Below are 22,854 nucleotides of genomic sequence, written 5' to 3'. Positions count from 1 at the left end.
ACCCTATATTAAATATGAAAAAAAAGGTATTGCAAATAATTTTTATAATGGCCTGCCATGTAGCTTTGGCACAAACATCCCAACCAGTTAATACGGAAGAAGTAATTAGGCGGGTGGCTGACAGGGTCCTTGCAGTTACTTCATTTAAGTATATTAATAAAAATACCAGCGAAAAATTTGATGCTGTCACGGGACTAAAACCAGTGCCGGAAATAGCTGCGGAAAGTGAGTATAATAGATGGGGGTATCCTAATGGCGTCATGATGACCGGACTGATGCATATGTCTGATGTATTACAGGATAAAAAATATGCTGCCTACTGCAGTCACAATTATCAATTTATATTTAATGATCTGCCTTTTTTTGAAAAGCTTTACAACGATGGTGCATCGAAAGATGGTGGACGTGTCCGCACAGAGTTTTCCGGCCTTTTCAGAATGTCAAAACTAGATGACTGTGGGGCTATGGCAGCTGGTTTAAGTGATGTTTATCTCTTGGATCCCCGCAAAGATTATAGACAATATCTTGACAAGGCAGGCGATTATATTTTAAACAAACAATTACGGCTTGCGGATGGTACACTATGCAGACCTGATCCGCGAGAAAACACTGTTTGGGCAGATGACCTTTATATGAGTGTTCCTTTTTTGGCCCGAATGGGAAAAATAACCGGAGATGAAAAATATTATAATGATGCTATAAAACAGATAATCAATTTTACTAAATATTTATACGATGATCATACCGGACTTTTTTATCACTGCTATTACAGTTCTAATCAACAAAACGGAGTTGCTCATTGGGGCCGCGCCAACGGATGGGTAGCTGTTGCCCAAACTGAACTTTTAAATAATCTTCCCGCTACCCATCCTAAAAGAAAAGAACTAATAGCATTATTATTAAAAGATATTGTTGGTTTCTCGCGCTGGCAAGACCAAACCGGTCTATGGCATCAGGTGCTAGATCGAAATGATTCTTACTTAGAAACATCCGTTACTGCTATGTACATCTACGCCATTGCAAGGGCAGTAAATGAAGGATGGATAGATAATGGATATATTAGAATTGCCGAAGATGCGTGGACAGCTTTGGCAAATAAAATTACTTCAGACGGTCAAATGCAGGATATTTGTGTTGGTACCGGGATCCAGGATGATATTAAATTCTATTACACTCGTCCTGCTAAGCTTAACGACAGCCATGGAATTGGACCATTTTTATTAGCGGGAACCGAAATGCTGCGTTACGAAAAGAAAAATCCAAATAAAAGATAACGTGTCGCGGTTGAAGCAATACAAGATAATTGTAAGTAAAATTATAAAAACCAATAGTAAATATGTTATATAAAATGAAAAACCTTCTGTTGTTAAGTACCTTTTTATTTTTAAATTCAATGGCATTTTCCCAAGAAGACAGAGGATACAAAATATATCAGTTTCCTGCCAACATGATTCCGAGAATTGACGGTAATACAGATGATTGGGATACTTTTCCTGCTGAATATATTGTTGGTACCGACCAGCTGTGGGACGATTCAAAACACTACCCTAAGACAGATCCCAAAAATTTAGACGTAAAAGTAAAAGTAGCCTGGGTAAAAGGATTGAACCGGCTTTATTTTTTATATGAGGCATATGATGATTATTGGGATTTTTCGCTGCCAGGCCTGCACAATGATATTTTTGAAATAGTGGTAGATGGCGACCTTTCCGGTGGTCCTCTGATTGACGAACAACATTCAAACCAAAATCTGTCTTGGCAGCAGCGCTATTTTGATTTCCATGGGGTACATGCACAAAACTATCACATATTCACGCCGGCGGTCGGCAAAGACTGGGCACTGGCTTGGGGTAGTCAGCCGTGGATTAAAAAAATGCCTTATTCCAATATTTCATATTCGTACAACTTTAAACCAGGCCAGCCCGGCAAACTAATTGCAGAATTCTGGATTACACTATTTGATTATGCAGGCACTGAAGGTCCAGAAAGAGCAGTAGAATCTAACTTATATGATAATAAAAAAATTGGACTTACATGGGCTGTGATCGATTATGATGATGTAAATGATGAAACAAAAAAAGGTTTTTGGAACTTATCCAAAAACCACAAAATGTATGGCAACTCAAGTCTGGGCACCATTTTTACATTACAACCTCTTGAGAAGAAATACCAAAAATCATTTGATGCCAAATGGTCGTTTAAAATAACCGACATGAGTAAACGCCAAGTGACTTTTATAAATGAAAGTACGGGTGATATAACAAAGTGGCATTGGGATTTTGGTGATGGTACAACTTCTAATGAAGAAAACCCTGTTCATCATTACAAAAATGCAGGTAAATATGTTGTAGTGCTGGATATTGAAGGACCAGCCGGAAAAGCTCGTATGGCAAATGTTTGGGATGTAGCGGTCTATTAAAAGGATGTTAAACTGAAATTTAATAAAATAAAGCAAAAGTTCATGTTAGAAATAAAACAATGGAATAAGAATCTGAATATAGTTGTGGCCCTGCTCTTATATACCACCGCTTCGACTGCTCAGGAATTTTGGCAAAAAGTTTCTCAACCTATTATGGCAGAGATGGCGGCAAACTTTAAGGATTATCCTTCAGTTTATTCCCAGACAGTCACCTGGGGATGGGAAGGCAATATAACCAGGGAAACCATAGCGGCAAATTTAGATATTTTAAAAAAACATGGCCTTTTTACAGTAAGTATAGAAGCCGGATACGGCATGCCGGTAGATTACCTTTCCGATGGCTGGTTTGAACTTGTTAAAATAGCAGTTGAAGAAGCAAAAAAAAGGAATATGCATGTCTGGCTAATTGATGAAGGAAAATATCCTAGTGGTTTTGCAGGGGGTAAATTCAGCAAGGAGAAACCTGAATTAAGGATGCAGGGACTGGTGATCAAGGAAAAAACAATTATTAAGGAAGGGGATTACTTTACCAGAAAATTATCTCCAAGTGTCATTAGCGCTATTGTGGTCAATCAAAATGATAAGAGCAGCAAAATGATTTCTATTAATTCAAACAGTATCAACTGGAAAGCTCCTGCAGGCAACTGGGAAATTTTATTGATTCAGCATAAGTTTAAAACATCAGTTACCCGCGCTGCTAACAACCCTACACACGGTAAAGACACTCTCAATTCTCTCTGCGATTATTTGAATCCTGTCGCTACTAAGCAATTCCTTGAATTTACCCATGTTCAATATAAAAAATATATAGGGAATGAATTTGGAAAAACAGTATTAGGTTTCCGAGGTGACGAACCTGATTATGGCTTTACTCCCTGGACGTCTCAACTTCCCGCGGAATTCAGAAAACAAAAAGGTTACGACATTGTACCTTATTTAGGTGTAATTTTCCTCAAAGACCTAAGTTTAGAGCAGCAGCGAATGAAAGCAGATTTTTGGGATGTTTGGTCATACATGTTCAGCAAAAATTTCTTTGACATTCAGGCAGAATGGTGCAAAGAAAATGGTATGGAATATATGGTTCATCTTAATCACGAAGAAAAAATGATGGACCTTGTGCGATCGGAAGGTGATTTTTTCAGAAATATGCGCCATGTTGGAGTTCCTGGCGTAGATGCCATTTGGTTACAAATATGGCCTGATAAAGTGGCTGATTTTCCAAAGCTTGCCTCATCAGCAGCCCATATGTATGGCAGGCCAAGGTCATTAAGTGAAAGTTTTGCGGCATATACTATACCACCAAGCGTACTGCAGGCAAAATGGGTAATTGATTATCAACTGATACGAGGAATTAATTTATTTGAATATATGTTTTGGCCTCTAAATGAAACCAAAGTACCTAAAGGATATTTAGGACAAGATGATTTTATCCCTGTGGCAAAATATTCCAATCGGGCTTCGTACTTACTATCAAATGGAATCCCTGCCGCACAGGTAGCACTCTACCATCCGACAAGTAATTTGTGGATGGGTGATGATGCAGCAAATAAAAACACATTGGACATTGCACAATCACTGTCAGAACATCAAATTGATTATGATTTTGTTGACGATCAGGGTTTGGAAACTCTTTTTACTTTTGAAAAGGAAGGATTTAAAAATTTAAGCGGACAAATTTATACAACCATTATTATCCCTGCCATCAAATACATTCCGAAAAAAATCTTAAACCGTTTAAATTCTTTTACAAAAAATGGTGGCCAAGTAATCTTTATGGGCTCACACCCTACTCTAACTGTCGAAAAAACTTTCTTAAACGCAGAAAAAATACCTGATTTTACATGGGGCTATACTGAACCGACAGTTAAGGTAACCAGTGAAATGCTCTCTAAAATAAAGAACATAGATGTAAAATTTGAAAAATCAATTCTTGGTATTAAATACCTCCATCGAAAATGGAAAGATGCTGAAATGTATTTCTTTTTTAATGAGAGTGACCAAGAACAAAACACAAAAGCAAGCCTTAAGGCTAATGGTGATAAAGCAGCTGTATGGGATGCATTTTCTGGCGATATTACCGCTATAAAAGAGACTTCGAAAGATGTGGATCGAATCACTTTTGAACTGCATTTAAATGCTCACGAAACTAAATTCATCGTTATTGGATCATCAATAAAATAAATTACAGATGAAAAAGATATTTAATGTAACCTGTTTTTTTATTTACATGATAACTATGGCCTATGCTGCAAAACAACCTACTCCAACACAATATTTAATTACTGAATTTGGGGCCATAGGCGACAGTATTACAGTTAATACTAAAGCAATTCAGGATTGTATTGACAAGTGCAGCGATGATGGCGGAGGCACAGTAATCATTCCAAAAGGAGTTTTTATTAGCGGGGCTATATTCCTAAAAAACAAAGTGAATCTTCTGGTAGAAAAAGGCGCAAAATTAAAAGGATCTGTGAATCAGAGTGATTATCCCCAAATCAAAACCCGTTGGGAAGGTGAAGAACGTTTGTGGACGTCAGCCTTGATAAATGCTGAAACATTAAAAGATATTATTATAACTGGAGAAGGTGTAATAGATGGTTCCGGTGATTTGTGGAGAAATAAAAAACCAGAATCATCTAATGAAAAAAAACTGGGACGACCGCGTTTAATAGGCATCCAAAATTGCAAAAATATTAAAATAGAAGGTTTGCGTCTTCATAATCAGGCATCATGGGGTTTATTTATCCTCTACTCTACAAATGTAAAAGTTAAGGAATTAAATATCACTGCAGATCATAATATTCCCAGCTCTGATGGAATAGATATTGATTCGAGCAATAAAATTAATATTACAGAAACCTTTATAGATGTGAATGACGATTGTATTTCTATTAAATCAGGCAAAGATGAAGATGGTCTTCGGGTAAATCGTCCTTCCGAGAATATACTTATTGAAAAATGCCACTTTGCTTATGGTCATGGCGGTGTAGCTATGGGAAGCGAGACATCCGGAGGTATCAAAAATGTAGTGATAAGCAACTGTGTTATTGACTCTCAGAACTGGGCTCCAATCCGTTTTAAATCGCAGCCCAGCCGAGGTGGTGTGGTAGAGAACATTACGTATCGAAATATTAAACTGAATAATACAAAAAAAGCTTTTGAATTTAATATGGAATGGCGAATGGTCAATCCAAAACCTGCGGCAGAAAAGCTGCCTGTAGTTCGTAATATTACAATCATAAATATATCCGGGACAGCAGATAGTGTTGGTGACATGAATGGGTTGAAAGATAGTCCAATTACTGGTGTGAAATTCATAAACTGCAACATAAACGCAAAAAAAGGATTCACATTGAAAAATGTAAATAATATAGATCTTTCCGGGCTTACCATTACAGGAGTTACAGGAGAAGATATTATTAGAGAAGAATAATCAAGAAATAATAACTATTAAAAAAATAATAAGATGAATATGAAATTTAATAAGTGCATTATTTTACCGTGCCTAATGTTGATTTTAGGCATGCAGGCAATTGGGCAAACAAAAAAAAGCAAGGAAATTTCTCATTTGCAAAAACGGGGCGAAGCTACCCAACTAATAGTTGATGGAAAACCTTTTTTGATATTGGGTGGAGAACTTCATAATTCCAGCACCTCCAGTCTTTCTTATATGCAGCCGATACTTCCTTACCTCTCCTCTATTCATCTCAATACCACACTTGCAGCAATATCCTGGGATTTATCTGAACCTAAAGAAGGTCAATACGATTTTACATTGGTAGATGGACTTTTAAAGCAGGCCCGACAAAACAATATGCGCCTGATATTACTTTGGTTTGGCAGCTGGAAAAACGGTTTATCCCATTATGTACCTGATTGGGTAAAATCTGATTACAAGCGATTTCCAAGAGTAAAATTAGCTGATGGAAATGCCACCGAAACCATTAGCCCATTTTGTACGGAAGCTAAAAATTTAGATGCGAAGGCATTTGCTGCTTTAATGAAACATTTGTATCAAAATGATGCGGAGCGGACTGTAATTATGGTACAGGTAGAAAATGAAGTAGGCGTTATTGGAGCATCCCGAGATCATTCTATTGCTGCGAATAATGAATTTTTAAAACAAGTTCCTGAATCATTCCTAGCCTATATCAAAAAGAATGAGAGCCAATTACAACCTGAACTAAAATCGAAATGGAATGAAAACGGATCACTAAATTCGGGTACCTGGAGTCAGGTATTTGGAAATGGTTACCGTACAGACGAGATTTTTATGGCCTATCAATACGCTACTTATATAGATGCTGTTGCTGCAGCTGGAAAAGCAGAATATGATTTACCAATGTTTGTTAATGCCTGGATTGTGCAGCCTGAAGATCACATGCCGGGAAATTACCCGAGCGGGGGGCCACAATCCATTAATCACGATATCTACAGGATGGCGGCTCCTCATATAAATATATTATCGCCCGATATATATTTGCCCGATTTTAAAGATATCGCACAATTGTATGCGCACGATTGGAATCCGCTTTTCATACCTGAATCATTTTCAGATTCCATTGGCGTTGCAAGTGCTTTCTACACAGTTGGTTTTCATAAGGGTATTGGTTATTCTCCTTTTGGGATTGATGGCATTAGAGGAAAGCAAATTTCAGGTGGCGATAAATTATCCAAAGGCTATAAGGTATTATCTGAAATGATGCCAAAGATAACAGAAGCCCAATCTGCTGGTACAATTACCGCGGTATATTTAAAGGAAGATAAACCGGAACAAACTATTGTTTTGGGAGATTACAAAATAGATGTTGCTTTAAGAAAGACACGCGGTGAAAAAAGCAAACTAAAAATGGGCTATGCAATAATTATCAATACTTCTAAAAATGAATATATTTTGGCTGGTGAAGGGCTGCAATTCACTTTTAGCCCAATAACACCAGGTCCTAAAACTGCAGGCTTTGCGTCTGTTTACGAAGGCAGCTTCAGTAATGGACAATGGGTTGAAGGAAGAAAATTAAACGGCGATAATATTATGCTGAATTATATTTTGGCAGATGAGGCGGCTCAAAATAAAACAGGCAGTGTAGCGCGGTTCGAAAGCGACGATCCAGAAGTACTGAAAGTTCAGCTCTACCGATTTGAATGAAGCATCATAGTGAATATTACAAATAATAAAAATAGGACTCGATTGGAGTTCATAACTAAAAGTGAATACACAACACAAGATCTTGGGTCAAAAAATAAAAAAATCTATAAAACAAGGAACATCAATACATCGCTTTTTTGCTTACAATTCGTCTCTATTACTATTTCGAAGCTACTCAGAGTCCGTAATAGAAGATTGTTAATTTATATATAAAAATAGTTTTATGATATAGAAAAAGGTGTGTTTTATTACAAAACAACACCTTTTTCTTTTAAAGAATATCTCATTTTAGAATAAATAACCCAAAGTCCTTCTTCTAATTTTTGATAATTGAAGCCTCCCGAACAAAAAGGAGTATTAGCGTAAACACTCTGTTTTACTCTATCATGCTTCATAAAGGGGTAATTAGCTAAACTCTCCACAAGATCTTCCGGAGTTTTACTGCTGTAAGGAAGATGATAGAAGCCGTTGCTGTACGTAAAAAAGTACTGCTTAAATTGATTGAGCCATTTTCTAAGTGTCTGTTGCAGCATTTCAACGTCAAAAATAAAATTTATTTGAGTTTTAGCAAATTCTGATAAAATTAAAATCTGGAATTCAGATCTAAAATTAGATGATGGAAAAAAAATAGCCATCTCTGTTCATCAGGTCAATATAACGAGTTGGCTGGAAAGTATCTTTTTCTTGCTCGTAACTTATTCGTACTGCTTATGATTTAAACTCAACACTGTAAACTCGTTTTTACATAATTCTAAGATATTTATTTTTATTTAAACAGTCTTAAAATTTATGTCCCGGTAAATGCTGCAACTTCAAAAAAAATACTTCCCCCATCATTACACAAAATATATAATTAAATTTTTAGATTAATTTTTTTAAATTACATTTGTTCTATATAATTAGTATAATTAAAAATCAATTTTAATTATAAAGCTGGATTTATTTTAAAAAACATTTTGAATATTTTATCTGTCATATTAAAACTTGAAAGAAATAGTCTTCAATAAATTATATAGTCATTACGGTTTTTAATGAAATTTTACAAAACATCATTATTTTTACAACTATTTAAGTATTTTTGTTGTGAATAATTGACCTTAATTATAGATTATCAAATAAATATTAAAAAGGTGATTCATGTCAAAATTTAAAATTAATAACGAAATTTTTATTGTCAAGGAGAATTCTATTGCTGATGATGAAAAAACATTTCGAATCATATTTAATAGGTATTATAAAGGTTTGGTAACTTATGCTTACGGATATCTGTATGATAAAGATACTAGTGAAGATTTAGTACAGGAGGTTTTTATCTACTTTTGGGAGCATGCTGTAAGCTTAAATATTCAAACATCGCTGCAAAGTTATCTCTATGCAATGGTCCGTAATAAATGCTTAAATTATTTAAAATCATTTAAAATCACAGATAATTTAGAGGTACTAGAATTGTATACAAATTTGACAACAGATTATGAATTCGATTCTAGCAGTGAAGATGAAGAAGAAAAAGTTTATAATCAAATATTAAAAATAGTAGATAGACTTCCCAAGCAAATGCAGCAAATTGCTAGATTAAAGTTTTTGCATAATTATAAATACGCCGAAATTGCCGCTGAACTAAATCTCTCTGTAAATACTGTTAAAACTCAACTAAAAAGAGCAAAACTAAAAATTGCGGAATTTGTAACAATACTCTTGATTTTAACTCAGATTAAGAACTAAATAGGACTACTGACTGATTTATTTTTACTTAAATATCAGTTTATGTAAAAATAAAATATTTTTTTTGTCACCCATTGTAAAGTTTAAGTTGTCATAATATAAAACAAGACAAACAAAGCAATGGAATTCGAACTCATAATAAAAAAAATAAATCATTCTCTTTCTAAAGAAGAGGAAATTATTTTTGATAACTGGTATAATGAATCTGCCGATCACAGATTGTACTTTCATAAAGTTGAAAATAATCAGGCGAAAAATATTGAGTTAATAGATGCTGAAAAAGCATGGGATTCTCTTCAAAAGCAAATCAATTCAAAACCTAAGAAATTTGTTTATTGGAAATATGCAGCCGCGGCGGCTTTAATTCTCTTACTTTCCATTCCTCTCCTATTTCAGGATATACAAACTGCTCCTTTTAAAAAACCTGTGTCTATAAATAATGTTATTAAACCAGGAACTGACAAAGCCATCTTAACATTAGGAGACGGATCACAAATTATTTTAAAAAAAGGAATTGAGTACCAGTCTGAAAATAGTAAAAGCACTGGAGAAAAAATCATTTACGAAACTGGAACAAAACAAAATACAGAACTTACCTATAATTATTTGACCATTCCAAGGGGAGGGCAGTTTTTGGTAGAGCTTGGCGACGGTACGAAGATTTGGTTAAATTCTGAATCCAAAATCAAGTTTCCTGTCAATTTCATTGAAGGAAGAACCCGTGAAGTGGAATTAGTATATGGTGAAGCTTATTTTGATGTGTCTCCAAGTACAGACAACAAAGGCGCAAAATTTAAAGTATTTACAAAAAATCAAGAAGTGGAAGTGCTTGGAACTGAGTTCAATATAAAAGCGTATAAAGAAGAAAATCTCATCTGTACAACACTTGTAGAAGGTAAAGTGACAGTTTCCAGATTTGATGAAACTGCAACTTTAATTCCGAAACAGCAATCTATTATTAAGACCAACCAATCAGGAATTGTAGTTGCGAAAGCAGACATTTATAACAGTGTATGCTGGAAACAAGGTATTTTTAGTTTTGATAATATGTCGCTCAAAGATATAATGACGGTATTATCCAGATGGTACAATATCAATTTTGTTTTTATAAACTCCAACTTTGAAAACACAACATTTACCGGTGTGCTTCGAAAAAATCAAAATATTGAAAATATTCTTAAAACAATTAAATCATTAAACGCCATACACTATGAAATAAAAAACAACACCGTTTTTATAAAATAAAAAAGGGTATAAGGTTCGAATATCTCACCAAACTAACCGTCATACCCCTTGACAATTAATTAATATTATTAACTAACGTAAAACAAATTTATGAAAATTAAATTAGCCAATGTCTTTTTCTTAAAAAGAAAAAGAATGCTTCATATTGCTATGAAAATATTTCTTTACTTCTTCTGCACTACTGTTTTCAGCTTTACTTCCGACGGTGTTTTTTCACAAAACCCAAAAGTAAAAATCTATAATGATAATACACTCACTATTAGCGAAGTATTTCAAATTATCAAACAGCAAACCAGCTATAATTTTATCTATAAGTCTGACTTATTTAAAGACTACCCTAAAATCAAGGTAAAAAAAGGGGTTATAAATGCAAATGAATTATTAGAAACTAGTCTTTCCTATGGAGATTTTCAATTTGAGGTATCTCAAGATAACACTATTCTTATCAAAAGATCTGAAAAGATACAAATTTCAATAAAAGGAAAAATTACAGACGTTAACGGTCTACCATTGCCGGGAATTATGATCGCCGTAATGAATAAAGCACCCGTCGGAGGCGAAATCAATAAGGATTTTTTAATTACGACTTCAATTTCTGATGCTGAGGGGAACTATTCTATAAATGGCGTAACTGGTAATTATCTTGTTGCTACTGGAATAGGCTATGAATTATATTATGAAAAAATTTCAGAAAATAAAGGAGTTTATAATATTGCTCTACAGGAAAAATTAAACATTTTAGATGAAGTCGCTGTAGTTGGGTATGGCTCTACAAAACGCAAGGACTTAACTGGATCTGTCAGTTCTATAAAATCTGAAAGTATTGAACAAATAAATGCGCAGACAATAGACCAAGCTTTGGTGGGCAAACTTCCCGGGGTTTTTGTATCTGCTCAATCAGGTGCACCTGGAAGCGGTGCTATAGTTCATGTTAGAGGACTTGGCCAATTAATTGGAGATAATCAGCCTTTATATGTAGTTGATGGAGTTCCAATTATTATAAATCCACAATTTGGCGGTGATCTGGGCTTAAATGATAATCGGCTTAATCCATTATTAACAATTAATCCATCAGATGTAGAGCGTGTTGATGTTTTAAAAGATGCTTCATCAGCCGCTATTTATGGTTCCAGAGCTGCTAATGGAGTAATTATTATAACTACTAAACGCGGAAAAAGAAATCAAAAGCCAAAATTTGATTTCTCCTACAACCTGACCATTCAAAATCCAACAAAAACCTATGATGTTCTTGATGCTAATGGCTTTAAAAAATTTATTACAGATCAGGGTTTGGCAGATGAAATTGAATTCGGTACATCCAATACAGATTGGCAGGATGAGACCACTAATAATAATGCACTTTGGAAACAATACAATATGAGTGTTTCTGGAGGCAGTGAAAAAATAAATTATTTAGTTTCTGGACATGTTAATGATCAAGAAGGCATTATGGTAGGCAATAAGTTAAAACGCTACTCCTTTTCATCAAGCATTGATGCAGATATAACAGATCGCTTTAGAGTTGGAACAAATATTGGCTATAATTATTCTGAAAGTAAACAATCTGCATTAAACAGTTTGGGTACAGGCGCCTTTTACAGACCTGATTTAGCGGTATATAATAATGATGGCAGCTATACCTCTATAGATTATTCAGGAGTGCCTTTTAATAATCCTTTAGGAGATGAAGCGCAAGTTAGGGATAAAGCAGTCTCGCAAAATATTTTAGGGACAATTTATGGAGAATACAAGTTAATTGATGGACTGCGATTTAAATCCCAGTTAAGTCTTAATGTTAATACTGACCTAAGAGATGTTTTTCACCCATCTTATACAAGAAGAGGCTTAGCAGATGGAGCATTGTTGATGGTTCAGCACTCCAACGGACTAACCACATCATGGGCCAACACATTAAATTACAATAAAACAATTGGTGACGGCCATACTATAGATGCATTAGCGGGAGTCTCATGGGACCGTTCAAGATTAGATTTAGATTTTCAGCAATATGTAGGCTTTCCAGATGATGAAATACTAACCGACATCAATTCTGCACAAAGTGTTTTGGATGTTTCTAGTGAATCTACCCAAACTGGTCTTAATTCTTTATTTGGAAGATTAAACTATAACTATAAAGATCGCTATTTGGCAACATTTACCGCAAGGTATGATGGTTCTATTAAATTTGGACCAAATAATAGACGAGGCTTTTTTCCTTCGGCTGCTTTGGCATGGAATGTACATAATGAAAATTTTTTAAGTGATAATGAAGTTATAAGCCAATTAAAACTTCGTGCTAGTTTAGGCCGCACTGGATCTGATAATTTACCCGCTTTCTCTTATTTAGTGAATTATAAATCCTTGAACGGAACCGATTCCTATTATGATGACGTAAATGGAATTGCTGTAGATGGAGTACCTAATTTAGATATTAAATGGGAACAAACAGACCAATTAGATCTTGGTCTGGAATTCGGATTATTTAATAATCGTTTAAATGCTGAAGTTGTCTATTTTGAAAAGAAAACCAGTGGTATTATATTATTTGTACCGGTACCTGCAGAAACAGGTTTTGCAAACTGGAATACAAATATTGCAGATGTCTCAAACACTGGATGGGAAATCGAATTAGGCGGAGACGTGGTTAGGAGCAAAAATTTTAGATGGAATTCGTCTTTTAATATTTCTTTTATCAAGAATAATGTTGATGCGCTAAACAATGGGGCAACAACAAATTTTGGCAGCAGCGGTATTATAGAGGGACAGCCGATAGGTGTAATTACGGGGTTTGATGTTGTATCCATAGCACAAACACAAGAAGAAATTACTGCTTTAAATGCAAGTGCTCCCAGCGGCACTTATTATAGCGGGCTAAAACAGCCGGGGGATTATATTTTTAGAGATGTAAATGGCGACAAAGAAATTAATAATAAAGATATAACACCTTTAGGAGATATAAATCCCAATTTTTTTGGAGGATGGAATAACTCTGTAAGCTATAAAAATTTCGAATTTTCACTGAATTTTAATTTTGTACAAGGAAACAAGAGAAATTGGTATAGAGGAGCCACTCAATTTTCATCAATAAGCGCAACTTCGAACGTGACAACAGATGTTTATGACACATGGACTCCCGAGCACACAGATGCTACATATGCCCGTATTGGCTCAGCCACTCATGGTAATATAATTTCAACCAGCAAAAATGTCGAAGCAGGAGATTATATAAAATTACGATCAGTCTCTTTATCTTATAATTTTCCAAAAGCTTGGTTAACAAATACAGGAATACAAAATGTAAAATTAAGCCTTTCAGGAAATAATGTATTTATTATAAGTAATTATCCAGGTATCGATCCAGAAAGTGTTGACTCACAACGAGGTGGAGCTACAGTAGATTTAAGAAGAGATACTGGCGTTTCTTATCCACAAGCCAGAACATTCACTATTGGACTTAATGTGAGTTTATAATTAACTAAAAGAAACTAAAGAAAATGAAAACTATAAAATATATATCATTACTGATTAGTTTAATTTTTGCATGCTCTTCATGTGAATTGGCGCAAGAATTAGACGAATACGAACCTCTGAATGCATTAGATGCAAATAAAGCAATTACCAATGAATCAACGGCTGAACTGGCTCTGACAGGTATTTACGCGGGTTTCCACCAACAGAATGCCGGCTCGGGAATTCCAGAAATTTATACAATACCTTCTTTAATGAGCGGAACGCTGGTAAATACCTTTCTTTTGAATGATTCAGAAACACAGGGTTATGTAAACAACAGTCCTATTTCTGTCAAGACCAGTCAAGGACTGGGTGCCTATACCCGCATGTATTCCGTTATTAATAGAGCGAATTGGCTGATTGAAAAAGTAACAGCACTAACCGATAATAAATTTCCAACATCAGGAAGACGCCTCCAAATCATTGCGGAAGCAAAAATGTTAAGAGCTACAGCAAATTTTTACTTATTACGCCTTTGGGGGCAATTTTATGACAATAGTTCAAAGTACGGAATCTGTATCAGAAAAGATCCATCGAGATCTGGTGATGCATTACCACGAAACACAGTTAGTGAATCCTACAATGCTATTGTTGAAGATTTAGATTTTGCTATAGCAAATGCACCAGAACTCAGAGCTAAATGGTATACAAATAAAACATATGCAAAAGGTTTAAAGGCAAAAGTACTTTTATACCAAGGAAACTACTCCGGAGCTGCTATATTGGCGAAGCAGATTATTGATGCATCTAATGCAGATTTTACTTTAGCCGCCACTTATGGCGAAATATTTCTTAATCATGCTACCGAGGACCTATTTAATAGTTCTGAAATTATATTCGGTACAAAAGGCGATCCTATGGCAGATACAGGAATTGGAAATGTTATAGGCACTATAGAAGCAGTAACTCCTTCCTATATAAATTCAGTTCTGCAAACAACTACAATTGGTACACAAAAGATTACTCCCGATAGTACTCGTGTATCGTCAACGATTAAAAACGGGTATTTTGGTTTTGATAGTCTGAAGTCAAAATTCAATTTTTCTCCTCCAGACAATAAGTATGAAATGGTTTATCATCTAAGAATGAGCGAAATATATCTTATTTATGCAGAAGCTGATGCCAGAACCAATAAAACTGTGAGTATAAATGCTCTTGCTGCACTAAACAAAATTCGTATCAGAGCAGGTGCTAAAACTACTGCTGGTAACGGTTTTAAAACATATCCATCAACAATTACATATGCAGAATTTTTAGAAGCGGTCCGCGTCGAAAAAAGAGTAGAACTTGGCATTGAAAACGGAGAAGACTGGTTTGATTTGGTACGATACCACTTTACAGATGGCTTTGATGTTTCAAAAGTAAAACCGACCGCTGTTAATCCGGATAAATACATCTTGCCTATTGATTATGTAAACATTGAAGCTGGTAAAAATATAGTAGAGCAAAACCCAAGTTACTAAAAAATATCCACTGCAATGATCTAATTGTAAAGGAGCGTAATCTTTTAAAAAATAAAAATTATGAAAAAATATATTTTTTTGGCATTACTGTTTTTTATTCTAAAAGCAGTACATGCCCAAGATTGTACTGTGTTATTAAAAAATATTGATAACACTTACGAAGGCGATTGTAAAAAAGGAAAAGCTGATGGACAAGGATTGGCGAAAGGTATAGATAACTATAAAGGACAATTTAAAAAAGGTCTCCCTGATGGCGTAGGAACATATACCTGGCAAGATGGAAAAATCTATGAGGGTGAGTTCAGTAAAGGGCTTAAAGAAGGACAAGGGAAACTAATTGTTAATAAGGACAGTATTATTACTGGTTTTTGGAAAAAAGATGTGTACATAGGATTATTCGATAAGCCTTATAAAAAAATATCAAAATCGCCAAATGTTTCATCATATGCTATAAACAAAGTTCAAGATGATATTAATAATTTACGCTTTTATATCAAGGTTAACCAAGAACCCGAGAAATATCCCCGTATCAATTTTATTGTTCATTCCGGAAGTTTTCAAACCCAAATCGACAATAATGATTTTGTTGAACTGACCAATGTCACTTATCCTATAAAATTAAAGGCCAGTTACAACCAGGATTTTATTGAAATTGAAATTTTTCAGCCCGGCCTATGGGAAATTAAAACGGATATCACTTATATAAAAGGATTAAACTAATACTACAAATTATGAAAAGAGTAAAATGCTCATTAATGATCTTAATACTAGTAACATCATTAATAACAGTCAAAATAACAGCACAAAAAGCCAATTTTAAAATAAATGGGGATTTTCCAAACCTAAAAGAATCAGATTCGGTTTTTCTCTGCAATCAAGTCATGAATAAATTAGTGCCATTTTCAAGAGCCAAAATTTCAGATGGAAAATTTACGCTTACCGGGTATGTCAAATATGAAAATGAGTATTATGTCATGGTAACTACAAAACGGGATACAACATACGGAAAATTTTTTGTTGAAAAAACAACATTAAACTATTCTGGACTATTCACCTACTACCCTGTTTATAAAGTCACTGGTGGTAAGTTTGCACAAAAAGTATATGCCTCTCAATCGGATCCAAAATATTTAGAATTAAGGGAAAAAGTAATGAAAATGGAAGCTAAAGAGAACACGAATGAAGAAAAAATAGCATTGCAAAAACTGCAGGAGGAAGTTGGAGGTTATATTTCTAATATTGATCCAAATTGGTTTGAAGAATCACATCCACTGCATCAAATTTTTCTGGTGTACGGTATAGATCCAAAAAAAGATTTTGAAAAATTCAAAAAGCAGGCTGAATATATAATTACTAATTATCCGGATCACCCTAACACAATGAACATTAAATATGCTCTTGAATATTATGTTAAAGAGGAGCAAAAAAAAGCGGAAGGTACCTTGAGAAAGTCTAGAGTAGGAAAACAATATACAGATGTGACTACAGTGGATGTTGACGGAAACATTCATAAATTTTCTGAAGTATTAAAAAATAATAAACTAGTGCTGCTTGATTTTTGGGCTTCTTGGTGCCACCCATGCCGAGCTGAATTTCCTTACCTGCGCATTGCCTATGAGAAATATAAAAATCAGGGATTTGAAATTTATGCTGTGTCTTTGGACGACAATAAAAACAAATGGTTAAAAGCCTTGGAAATGGAAAAAACATTATGGGTTAATACGGCTGATTTTAAAGCATGGAAATCACAAAGCGCGATCGATTATGAAATAACGGGCATACCATATAATATTTTGGTAAATTCTCAGGGAGAAATTTTAGGAGAGTCTCTTCGCGGAGAAGGTCTGGAAGAGCTTATTATTAAGCACTTAAACATTCAAAAATAATAATAAGATAATTAAATATTCAGCCTTAAGACACATCAGGCCAGCATATTATTTATTTTAATTGGTGTAGTAACAGCCATGATTTTTCTTTAAAGATTATGGCTTACTCAAATTATCCCTGTAATCTGACCTGAACAAAGCTATATAGAAGATCGTCTATACAAACCTTGTATTGACCTATCTAAATCTGGCAGATATTTAATACTTCTTCTTCTAAAAAAATAATACAACATGAAACGTATTTTTATCTTATCACTTATTTTTTTTATTTCCATAAATTCTGAGATTTTATCTCAAAATATTAATTATAATGATGCATTACCTGTCGATAAAACTATTAAAAAAGGAGTGCTGCCAAATGGCATGACGTACTACATTAAAAGTACCGATGTTGTTAAGGGGGCCGCAAGTTATTATATCATTCAAAATGTAGGCTCCATTCTGGAAAATGAAGACCAGCGAGGTCTGGCTCACTTTTTAGAACATATGGCTTTCAACGGTACAGAAAATTTTCCTGGAAAAGAAATTTTAAATACCCTGCAAAAACACGGGGCTGTATTTGGAAAAGACATCAATGCCTATACTTCTTTTGACGAGACGGTTTATAACCTAAATAACATACCTCTGAAAGATGGTCTTCTCGATACTTGTCTCACGGTGTTAAAAGATTGGTCGAATAGCCTGCTTTTAACAAATGAGGAAATTGATGCCGAAAGAGGTGTTATAAAAGAAGAATGGCGTACAAGCCAAAATGGTTATAGCCGATTGTTTGTAAAGTCGATGCCAGTCCTGTTTAACGGTTCAAAGTATGCTGAAAGATTGCCTATCGGATTGATGTCTGTTGTAGAGCATTTTGATTACAAAACACTTCGTGATTTTTACCACGATTGGTACAGGACAGATTTACAAGCAATTGCTGTTATTGGTGATGTGAATTTAGATGAGATAGAACAAAAAATAATCGAAAAATTCTCTAAAATTCCTGCGATAAAAAAAACAAAGGAACGTTTTATAATAGACATTCCTGCAAATAAAGAAATGGCATTTATTTATGGTACCGATCCAGAAGTTTCAACGGCATCTATAAATTTTAGTGTCAGAGATAAAAAATCATTAGAACCGGAAACTGTTTCGGATTTAAAAAGAGACTTATTGGAGTCTATAGTATCTATAATGTTATCTGGAAGAATTTCAGAGAAATCACAAAAACCAGATGCCAGTTTTTTAAATGCTCAACTTTGGTACGGAGGTTTTTCCAGAACCTCTAATGCTTTTACAATAACCATCTATCCAAAACTAAATCAGCAGCAGCAAGCATTAAAAGAGGTTTTAACGGAAATACAAAGAGCTGTGAAATTTGGTTTTATACAAACAGAAGTTGATCGGTCAATTGCTAGCATAAAAAGTTCGTATGAAAATAAGATTGCTAAAAAAAATGATCAGGATCATGGACAGATCGAGGCAGTTATTCAAAATAATTTTCTTTCAAATAGAACAATGAAAGACACCGAGAAGGAATATGAAATAGCAAAACAGCTTTTACAACAAATCACAGCAGAAGAACTTCATAACACTATAAAGCGATTTTATGGTCAGGAAAATAGATATTTAAATGTGACAGGTGTTGAAGGACAAGACAATCTAACAGAAGTGCAGGCCAAAGAAATAATATCTTCTGTACAAAACGATACTTCCATAGTGCCTTATAATGAAACTCTGGAAGGAGCAACTATAACAGATGGTGTAAACATTAAAGCCGGAACTATAAAAAAGACAATACTAAATAAAGAAACTGGCGCAACTGTATATCAGCTAAGTAACGGCGTAAAAGTACATTATAAGTTTGTTGATAAAGAAAAAGATAATGTCTCTTTAAACGCTATCAGTTATGGAGGAAAATCACTTTTAAGTAATGCCGACTTACCCTCTGCAAATTTATTGGGCGATTTAATCTCAATGTCTGGATTAGGCAATTATAGTGCCAGCGATTTACAAAAAATAATGGCTGGAAAAACTGCTGGGGTTTCAATTGGTTTAGGAGATATTACCGAGTCATTATCAGGCTATTCAAATACAAAAGATGTAGAAACCATGTTACAATTGGCTCACGTTTATTTTGTAAAACCACGCTTTGACGGACAATCCTTTAGCGTATTAGAAAGTAATATTGATAATTACATCATCCGAAGAAGCAAAGATATTGGCGAGAAAATGAGAGATAGTTTAACCGTTGCACTATATGGCAAAAACAATCCCAAGAAACAGCTTTTTAATCAAGATTACGCCCGTGCCATTTCATTTGAAAAAATAAAAAAGATTTATAACGAGCGCTTTGCAGATGCGTCAGATTTTGATTTTTTCATAGTAGGAGATGTCAACGAAACTCAGTTAAAGCCACTCTTAGAGCAATACATCGCCAGTCTTCCAACTAAAAAAATTAAAGAAGTTTATAAAAATAATGAAGCTGAATGGCTGTCTAAAACCTTACATAAAGATATTTATATACCTATGCAAGAGCCAAAAGTTTCTGTCAATATCGCTTATAAAAAAGAAATGCCGTATTCCATCAAAAACAGTATTTATACAGATGCCTTAGGAGATATTTTGCAACTCAGAGTTTTAGAAACCGTTAGAGAAGCAGAGGGCGGTGCTTATAGTCCGAGAGCAGGAGCTTTTCTCAGCAGAGAGCCCAAAAAACAAATTTATGCAGGATTCAGTTTTGATTGTAATCCAGATTTAACAGAAAATTTAGTTCGTATCGTAAACGATGAGTTACAAAAAATAGCGAATGGCATCATCAATGACGATGATTTAAATAAAACTAAAACAAACTTTATAAAAGAACGCGAGCAGGCTAAAGATAAAAATGGTTATGAAATGAACTTGCTTACCTCCTATTTTAGATACAATGAAAACATAAATGATCCTAAAAACTTTGAAGACATCGTTAATAAAATGTCTAAAAAGGACATACAAAATATTGGAAAACAATTACTTGACGGAGGAGAATCTTATCAAGTTATATTCAAACCAAAGCAGTAAAAACATCCACATGAAAAAAATATTTTTTGTGACGGCACTTTTTGTAGTTATTATTGCCCAAACCCCAATATTGGAGCCTGCAAAATAGTCTACAGCCGTTAAAAAAATTTCCAGCGCTTAGTACGATTAAATCGTTGTCATTAAATCGGGTTCACTGGACCAGGACGGCAATCCTTTAAAATAAATTATAATAGGAATTAAACTTTGACAAAGTTATCGTAACATGAAGCAAAAATACTTTTAATAATTGTCTTTCATTTTTTTATTAGAAACTGAATTAGTAAGCAAATTTCTGTGAGAGACTAAAAGAGCTGGTTTGCCGACAGCTCTTTTTTTTAAAGCAAAACAAAATATCAAACCTTAAACCTATGAAAAATACCATAACAGCCTTACTGTTTCTTTTAAGCTGCAGTATGTTTGGACAAATGTATAATCCAGTAAAATGGACCACCTCTGTAGAAAAAATTTCGGATAAAGAATATGTTTTAAAGATAGAAGCTGTTATTCAGTCGGGCTGGCATTTGTATGGACAATATATTGAAGAAGGAGGCCCATCCGCGACAGCCTTTTCTTTTAAAAATCCAAAAAAGAACTTTGATTTAGTAGGTAAAACTACTGAAGGAAAAGGACATGAAATAGCAGATAAAATCTTCAATATGAAAATTAAATATTTTGAAGATAAAGCGGTTTTTACGCAAAAAATAAAATTCAACTCACATCAAAGTGCAAGCATAGAAGCCGAAGTTGAATTTATGGTTTGTAACGACAGTAATTGTCTGCCTCCGTCTTCGGAAGAATTATCTTTTAAAATTCCGAATGCTAAAAAAGCAGCTGAAGCCCAGGGAGATGCTACAGCAAATAACAATGTAATTTCAGAGGAAAACCATGTCGTAAAGCACGAGGTAAAAGTGAGAAAAGCAGTTGTACATCCTATTAAAAAAAATGAATCAAGAGGCTTGATAAGCATTTTTATCATTGCATTCTTATCTGGTTTTGCCGCTTTGCTAACTCCTTGTGTTTTCCCGATGATCCCAATGACGGTAAGTTATTTTACCAAACAAAGTAAAACTAAAGCAGCGGGAATCAGAAATGCTTTGATTTACGGCTTTTCGATAATTATTATCTATGTCTTATTAGGTTCAATTGTAACGGCCATTTTTGGTGCCGATTCTTTAAACGCTCTTTCGACGAATGTTTGGTTCAACCTTATTTTCTTTATTTTACTGGTTGTTTTTGCTATTTCTTTTTTAGGCGCATTCGAAATCATGCTTCCAAATGCATTGGCAAACAAAGTAGATTCGCACGCCGATCGCGGCGGTCTGATAGGGATTTTCTTTATGGCTCTGGCTTTAGCCATAGTTTCTTTTTCATGCACAGGGCCAATTGTGGGCACTTTATTGGTAGAAGCTGCTTCAAAAGGAGGTATTGCTCCAATTGTGGGAATGTTAGGTTTTTCAACTGCTATTGCCTTACCGTTTTCATTGTTTGCCGCCTTTCCGGGATGGTTAAATGCATTGCCAAAATCCGGCGGATGGTTAAACACGGTAAAAGTGGTACTTGGATTTTTAGAATTGGCTTTGGCGTTCAAGTTTTTATCTAATGCCGATTTGGTTTTACAATTGCATTGGTTAGAAAGAGAAGTGTTTTTAACAATCTGGATTGCTGTTTTTGGAACTTTGGCATTTTATTTATTTGGAAAAATTACGTTGCAGCATGATTTTCCGTTAAATCATATTTCAGTTGGAAGATTAGGATTTGGATTAATTGTTTTAAGCTTTACGATTTATCTGATTCCTGGACTTTGGGGTGCACCTCTAAAATTAATCAGCGGATTTCCACCTCCAATGGAATACAGTGAATCGCCTGATGGAATAGGATCTGCTGAGAGCTCAGACGAAGCAAAATCTTCTTTGCCGGATGGCGCAGAATTTGGTCCGCATGACATCATTACTTTTCATGATTACGATAAGGGAATGGAGTTTGCAAAAAAAGCAGGAAAGCCTGTATTATTAGATTTTACTGGTTATGCCTGCGTGAACTGCAGAAAAATGGAAGAACTTGTCTGGTCAGATCCAAAAGTTTTAGGCGTTTTAAAAAAGGATGTTGTGCTGATTTCTCTGTATGTTGACGATAAAAAAGAATTACCGGAAAACGAACAATATGTTTCTGAAAAAACAGGAAAAAATATAAAAACAATTGGAAATAAATGGAGTGATTTACAGATTAAAACCTATAAAGCCAACGCTCAGCCTTTCTATGCAATCGTTGATCATAAGAGCGTTAATTTGATTGAACCATCAGCTTACAATCCTGATATTGATAATTATTTCAATTGGTTGAATTCAGGCATCAAAAATTTTAAAAAATAGAAAATTTTGGTATCATTTGAAAAATTATATAATTATGAAAAATCTAATTTAC

At 34.4% G+C, this 22,854-nt stretch carries 14 protein-coding genes; 13 read left to right on the top strand and 1 reads right to left on the bottom strand.

Annotated features, from left to right (window positions below):
- Positions 1-113 precede the first annotated feature (113 nt).
- From J2X17_RS05080 to J2X17_RS05060, 5 genes are all read left to right on the top strand, one after another.
- On the top strand, positions 114-1,274 hold the full coding sequence (locus J2X17_RS05080) for a glycoside hydrolase family 88/105 protein (protein WP_310295281.1): 1,161 nt from the start codon (positions 114-116) through the stop codon (positions 1,272-1,274).
- Between the two features lie 119 nt (positions 1,275-1,393).
- Positions 1,394-2,419, top strand: coding sequence for a PKD domain-containing protein (locus J2X17_RS05075; RefSeq protein WP_310295280.1), 1,026 nt, complete (start codon positions 1,394-1,396; stop codon positions 2,417-2,419).
- A 42-nt stretch (positions 2,420-2,461) separates the two neighbouring features.
- Positions 2,462-4,600: a glycosyl hydrolase gene (locus J2X17_RS05070; protein WP_310295278.1), complete on the top strand. Its 2,139-nt coding sequence runs from the start codon at positions 2,462-2,464 to the stop codon at positions 4,598-4,600.
- 7 nt (positions 4,601-4,607) lie between these two features.
- On the top strand, positions 4,608-5,852 hold the full coding sequence (locus tag J2X17_RS05065; protein ID WP_310295276.1) for a glycoside hydrolase family 28 protein: 1,245 nt from the start codon (positions 4,608-4,610) through the stop codon (positions 5,850-5,852).
- Between the two features lie 33 nt (positions 5,853-5,885).
- A complete protein-coding gene (locus tag J2X17_RS05060) occupies positions 5,886-7,565 on the top strand; it encodes a GH35 family beta-galactosidase (RefSeq protein ID WP_310295274.1) in 1,680 nt (559 codons plus the stop codon).
- A 248-nt stretch (positions 7,566-7,813) separates the two neighbouring features.
- Here J2X17_RS05060 and J2X17_RS05055 read toward each other — a convergent pair whose 3' ends face one another.
- A complete protein-coding gene (locus J2X17_RS05055; RefSeq protein ID WP_310295273.1) occupies positions 7,814-8,200 on the bottom strand; it encodes a hypothetical protein in 387 nt (128 codons plus the stop codon).
- 502 nt (positions 8,201-8,702) lie between these two features.
- Between J2X17_RS05055 and J2X17_RS05050 the strand changes: the two genes are divergently transcribed.
- From J2X17_RS05050 to J2X17_RS05015, 8 genes are all read left to right on the top strand, one after another.
- Positions 8,703-9,287: an RNA polymerase sigma-70 factor gene (locus J2X17_RS05050; RefSeq protein WP_310295271.1), complete on the top strand. Its 585-nt coding sequence runs from the start codon at positions 8,703-8,705 to the stop codon at positions 9,285-9,287.
- A 120-nt stretch (positions 9,288-9,407) separates the two neighbouring features.
- On the top strand, positions 9,408-10,532 hold the full coding sequence (locus tag J2X17_RS05045; RefSeq protein ID WP_310295269.1) for a FecR family protein: 1,125 nt from the start codon (positions 9,408-9,410) through the stop codon (positions 10,530-10,532).
- A gap of 90 nt (positions 10,533-10,622) precedes the next feature.
- Positions 10,623-14,003, top strand: coding sequence for a SusC/RagA family TonB-linked outer membrane protein (locus J2X17_RS05040; protein WP_310295267.1), 3,381 nt, complete (start codon positions 10,623-10,625; stop codon positions 14,001-14,003).
- 23 nt (positions 14,004-14,026) lie between these two features.
- Positions 14,027-15,505, top strand: a complete 1,479-nt coding sequence (locus tag J2X17_RS05035; RefSeq protein ID WP_310295266.1) for a RagB/SusD family nutrient uptake outer membrane protein — start codon at positions 14,027-14,029, stop codon at positions 15,503-15,505.
- A gap of 60 nt (positions 15,506-15,565) precedes the next feature.
- On the top strand, positions 15,566-16,225 hold the full coding sequence (locus tag J2X17_RS05030) for an MORN repeat-containing protein (protein WP_310295265.1): 660 nt from the start codon (positions 15,566-15,568) through the stop codon (positions 16,223-16,225).
- 11 nt (positions 16,226-16,236) lie between these two features.
- Positions 16,237-17,391 carry a thioredoxin-like domain-containing protein gene (locus J2X17_RS05025; RefSeq protein WP_310295264.1) on the top strand — a complete coding sequence of 385 codons (1,155 nt, stop codon included), beginning with the start codon at positions 16,237-16,239 and terminating at the stop codon, positions 17,389-17,391.
- A gap of 231 nt (positions 17,392-17,622) precedes the next feature.
- Positions 17,623-20,433: a M16 family metallopeptidase gene (locus tag J2X17_RS05020; protein ID WP_310295262.1), complete on the top strand. Its 2,811-nt coding sequence runs from the start codon at positions 17,623-17,625 to the stop codon at positions 20,431-20,433.
- A gap of 368 nt (positions 20,434-20,801) precedes the next feature.
- Positions 20,802-22,802, top strand: a complete 2,001-nt coding sequence (locus tag J2X17_RS05015; protein WP_310295261.1) for a protein-disulfide reductase DsbD family protein — start codon at positions 20,802-20,804, stop codon at positions 22,800-22,802.
- The last annotated feature ends 52 nt before the right edge of the window (positions 22,803-22,854 follow it).

It is taken from the genome of Flavobacterium aquidurense (assembly GCF_031458035.1).
In the GTDB taxonomy this organism is placed as follows: Bacteria; Bacteroidota; Bacteroidia; order Flavobacteriales; family Flavobacteriaceae; genus Flavobacterium; species Flavobacterium aquidurense_C.
Note: the sequence above shows the minus strand (reverse complement) of the source record. Positions and strands in the feature narration are given on the sequence as shown.

What these genes read in the sequence shown, in the direction of transcription:
- J2X17_RS05075 (WP_310295280.1), top strand. Translation starts at nt 1,394, where the DNA reads ATGGCATTTTCCCAAGAAGACAGAGGATACAAAATATATCAGTTTCCT.
- J2X17_RS05070 (WP_310295278.1), top strand. Translation starts at nt 2,462, where the DNA reads ATGTTAGAAATAAAACAATGGAATAAGAATCTGAATATAGTTGTGGCC.
- J2X17_RS05065 (WP_310295276.1), top strand. Translation starts at nt 4,608, where the DNA reads ATGAAAAAGATATTTAATGTAACCTGTTTTTTTATTTACATGATAACT.
- J2X17_RS05060 (WP_310295274.1), top strand. Translation starts at nt 5,886, where the DNA reads ATGAATATGAAATTTAATAAGTGCATTATTTTACCGTGCCTAATGTTG.
- J2X17_RS05055 (WP_310295273.1), bottom strand. Translation starts at nt 8,200, where the DNA reads ATGGCTATTTTTTTTCCATCATCTAATTTTAGATCTGAATTCCAGATT.
- J2X17_RS05050 (WP_310295271.1), top strand. Translation starts at nt 8,703, where the DNA reads ATGTCAAAATTTAAAATTAATAACGAAATTTTTATTGTCAAGGAGAAT.
- J2X17_RS05045 (WP_310295269.1), top strand. Translation starts at nt 9,408, where the DNA reads ATGGAATTCGAACTCATAATAAAAAAAATAAATCATTCTCTTTCTAAA.
- J2X17_RS05040 (WP_310295267.1), top strand. Translation starts at nt 10,623, where the DNA reads ATGAAAATTAAATTAGCCAATGTCTTTTTCTTAAAAAGAAAAAGAATG.
- J2X17_RS05035 (WP_310295266.1), top strand. Translation starts at nt 14,027, where the DNA reads ATGAAAACTATAAAATATATATCATTACTGATTAGTTTAATTTTTGCA.
- J2X17_RS05030 (WP_310295265.1), top strand. Translation starts at nt 15,566, where the DNA reads ATGAAAAAATATATTTTTTTGGCATTACTGTTTTTTATTCTAAAAGCA.
- J2X17_RS05025 (WP_310295264.1), top strand. Translation starts at nt 16,237, where the DNA reads ATGAAAAGAGTAAAATGCTCATTAATGATCTTAATACTAGTAACATCA.
- J2X17_RS05020 (WP_310295262.1), top strand. Translation starts at nt 17,623, where the DNA reads ATGAAACGTATTTTTATCTTATCACTTATTTTTTTTATTTCCATAAAT.
- J2X17_RS05015 (WP_310295261.1), top strand. Translation starts at nt 20,802, where the DNA reads ATGAAAAATACCATAACAGCCTTACTGTTTCTTTTAAGCTGCAGTATG.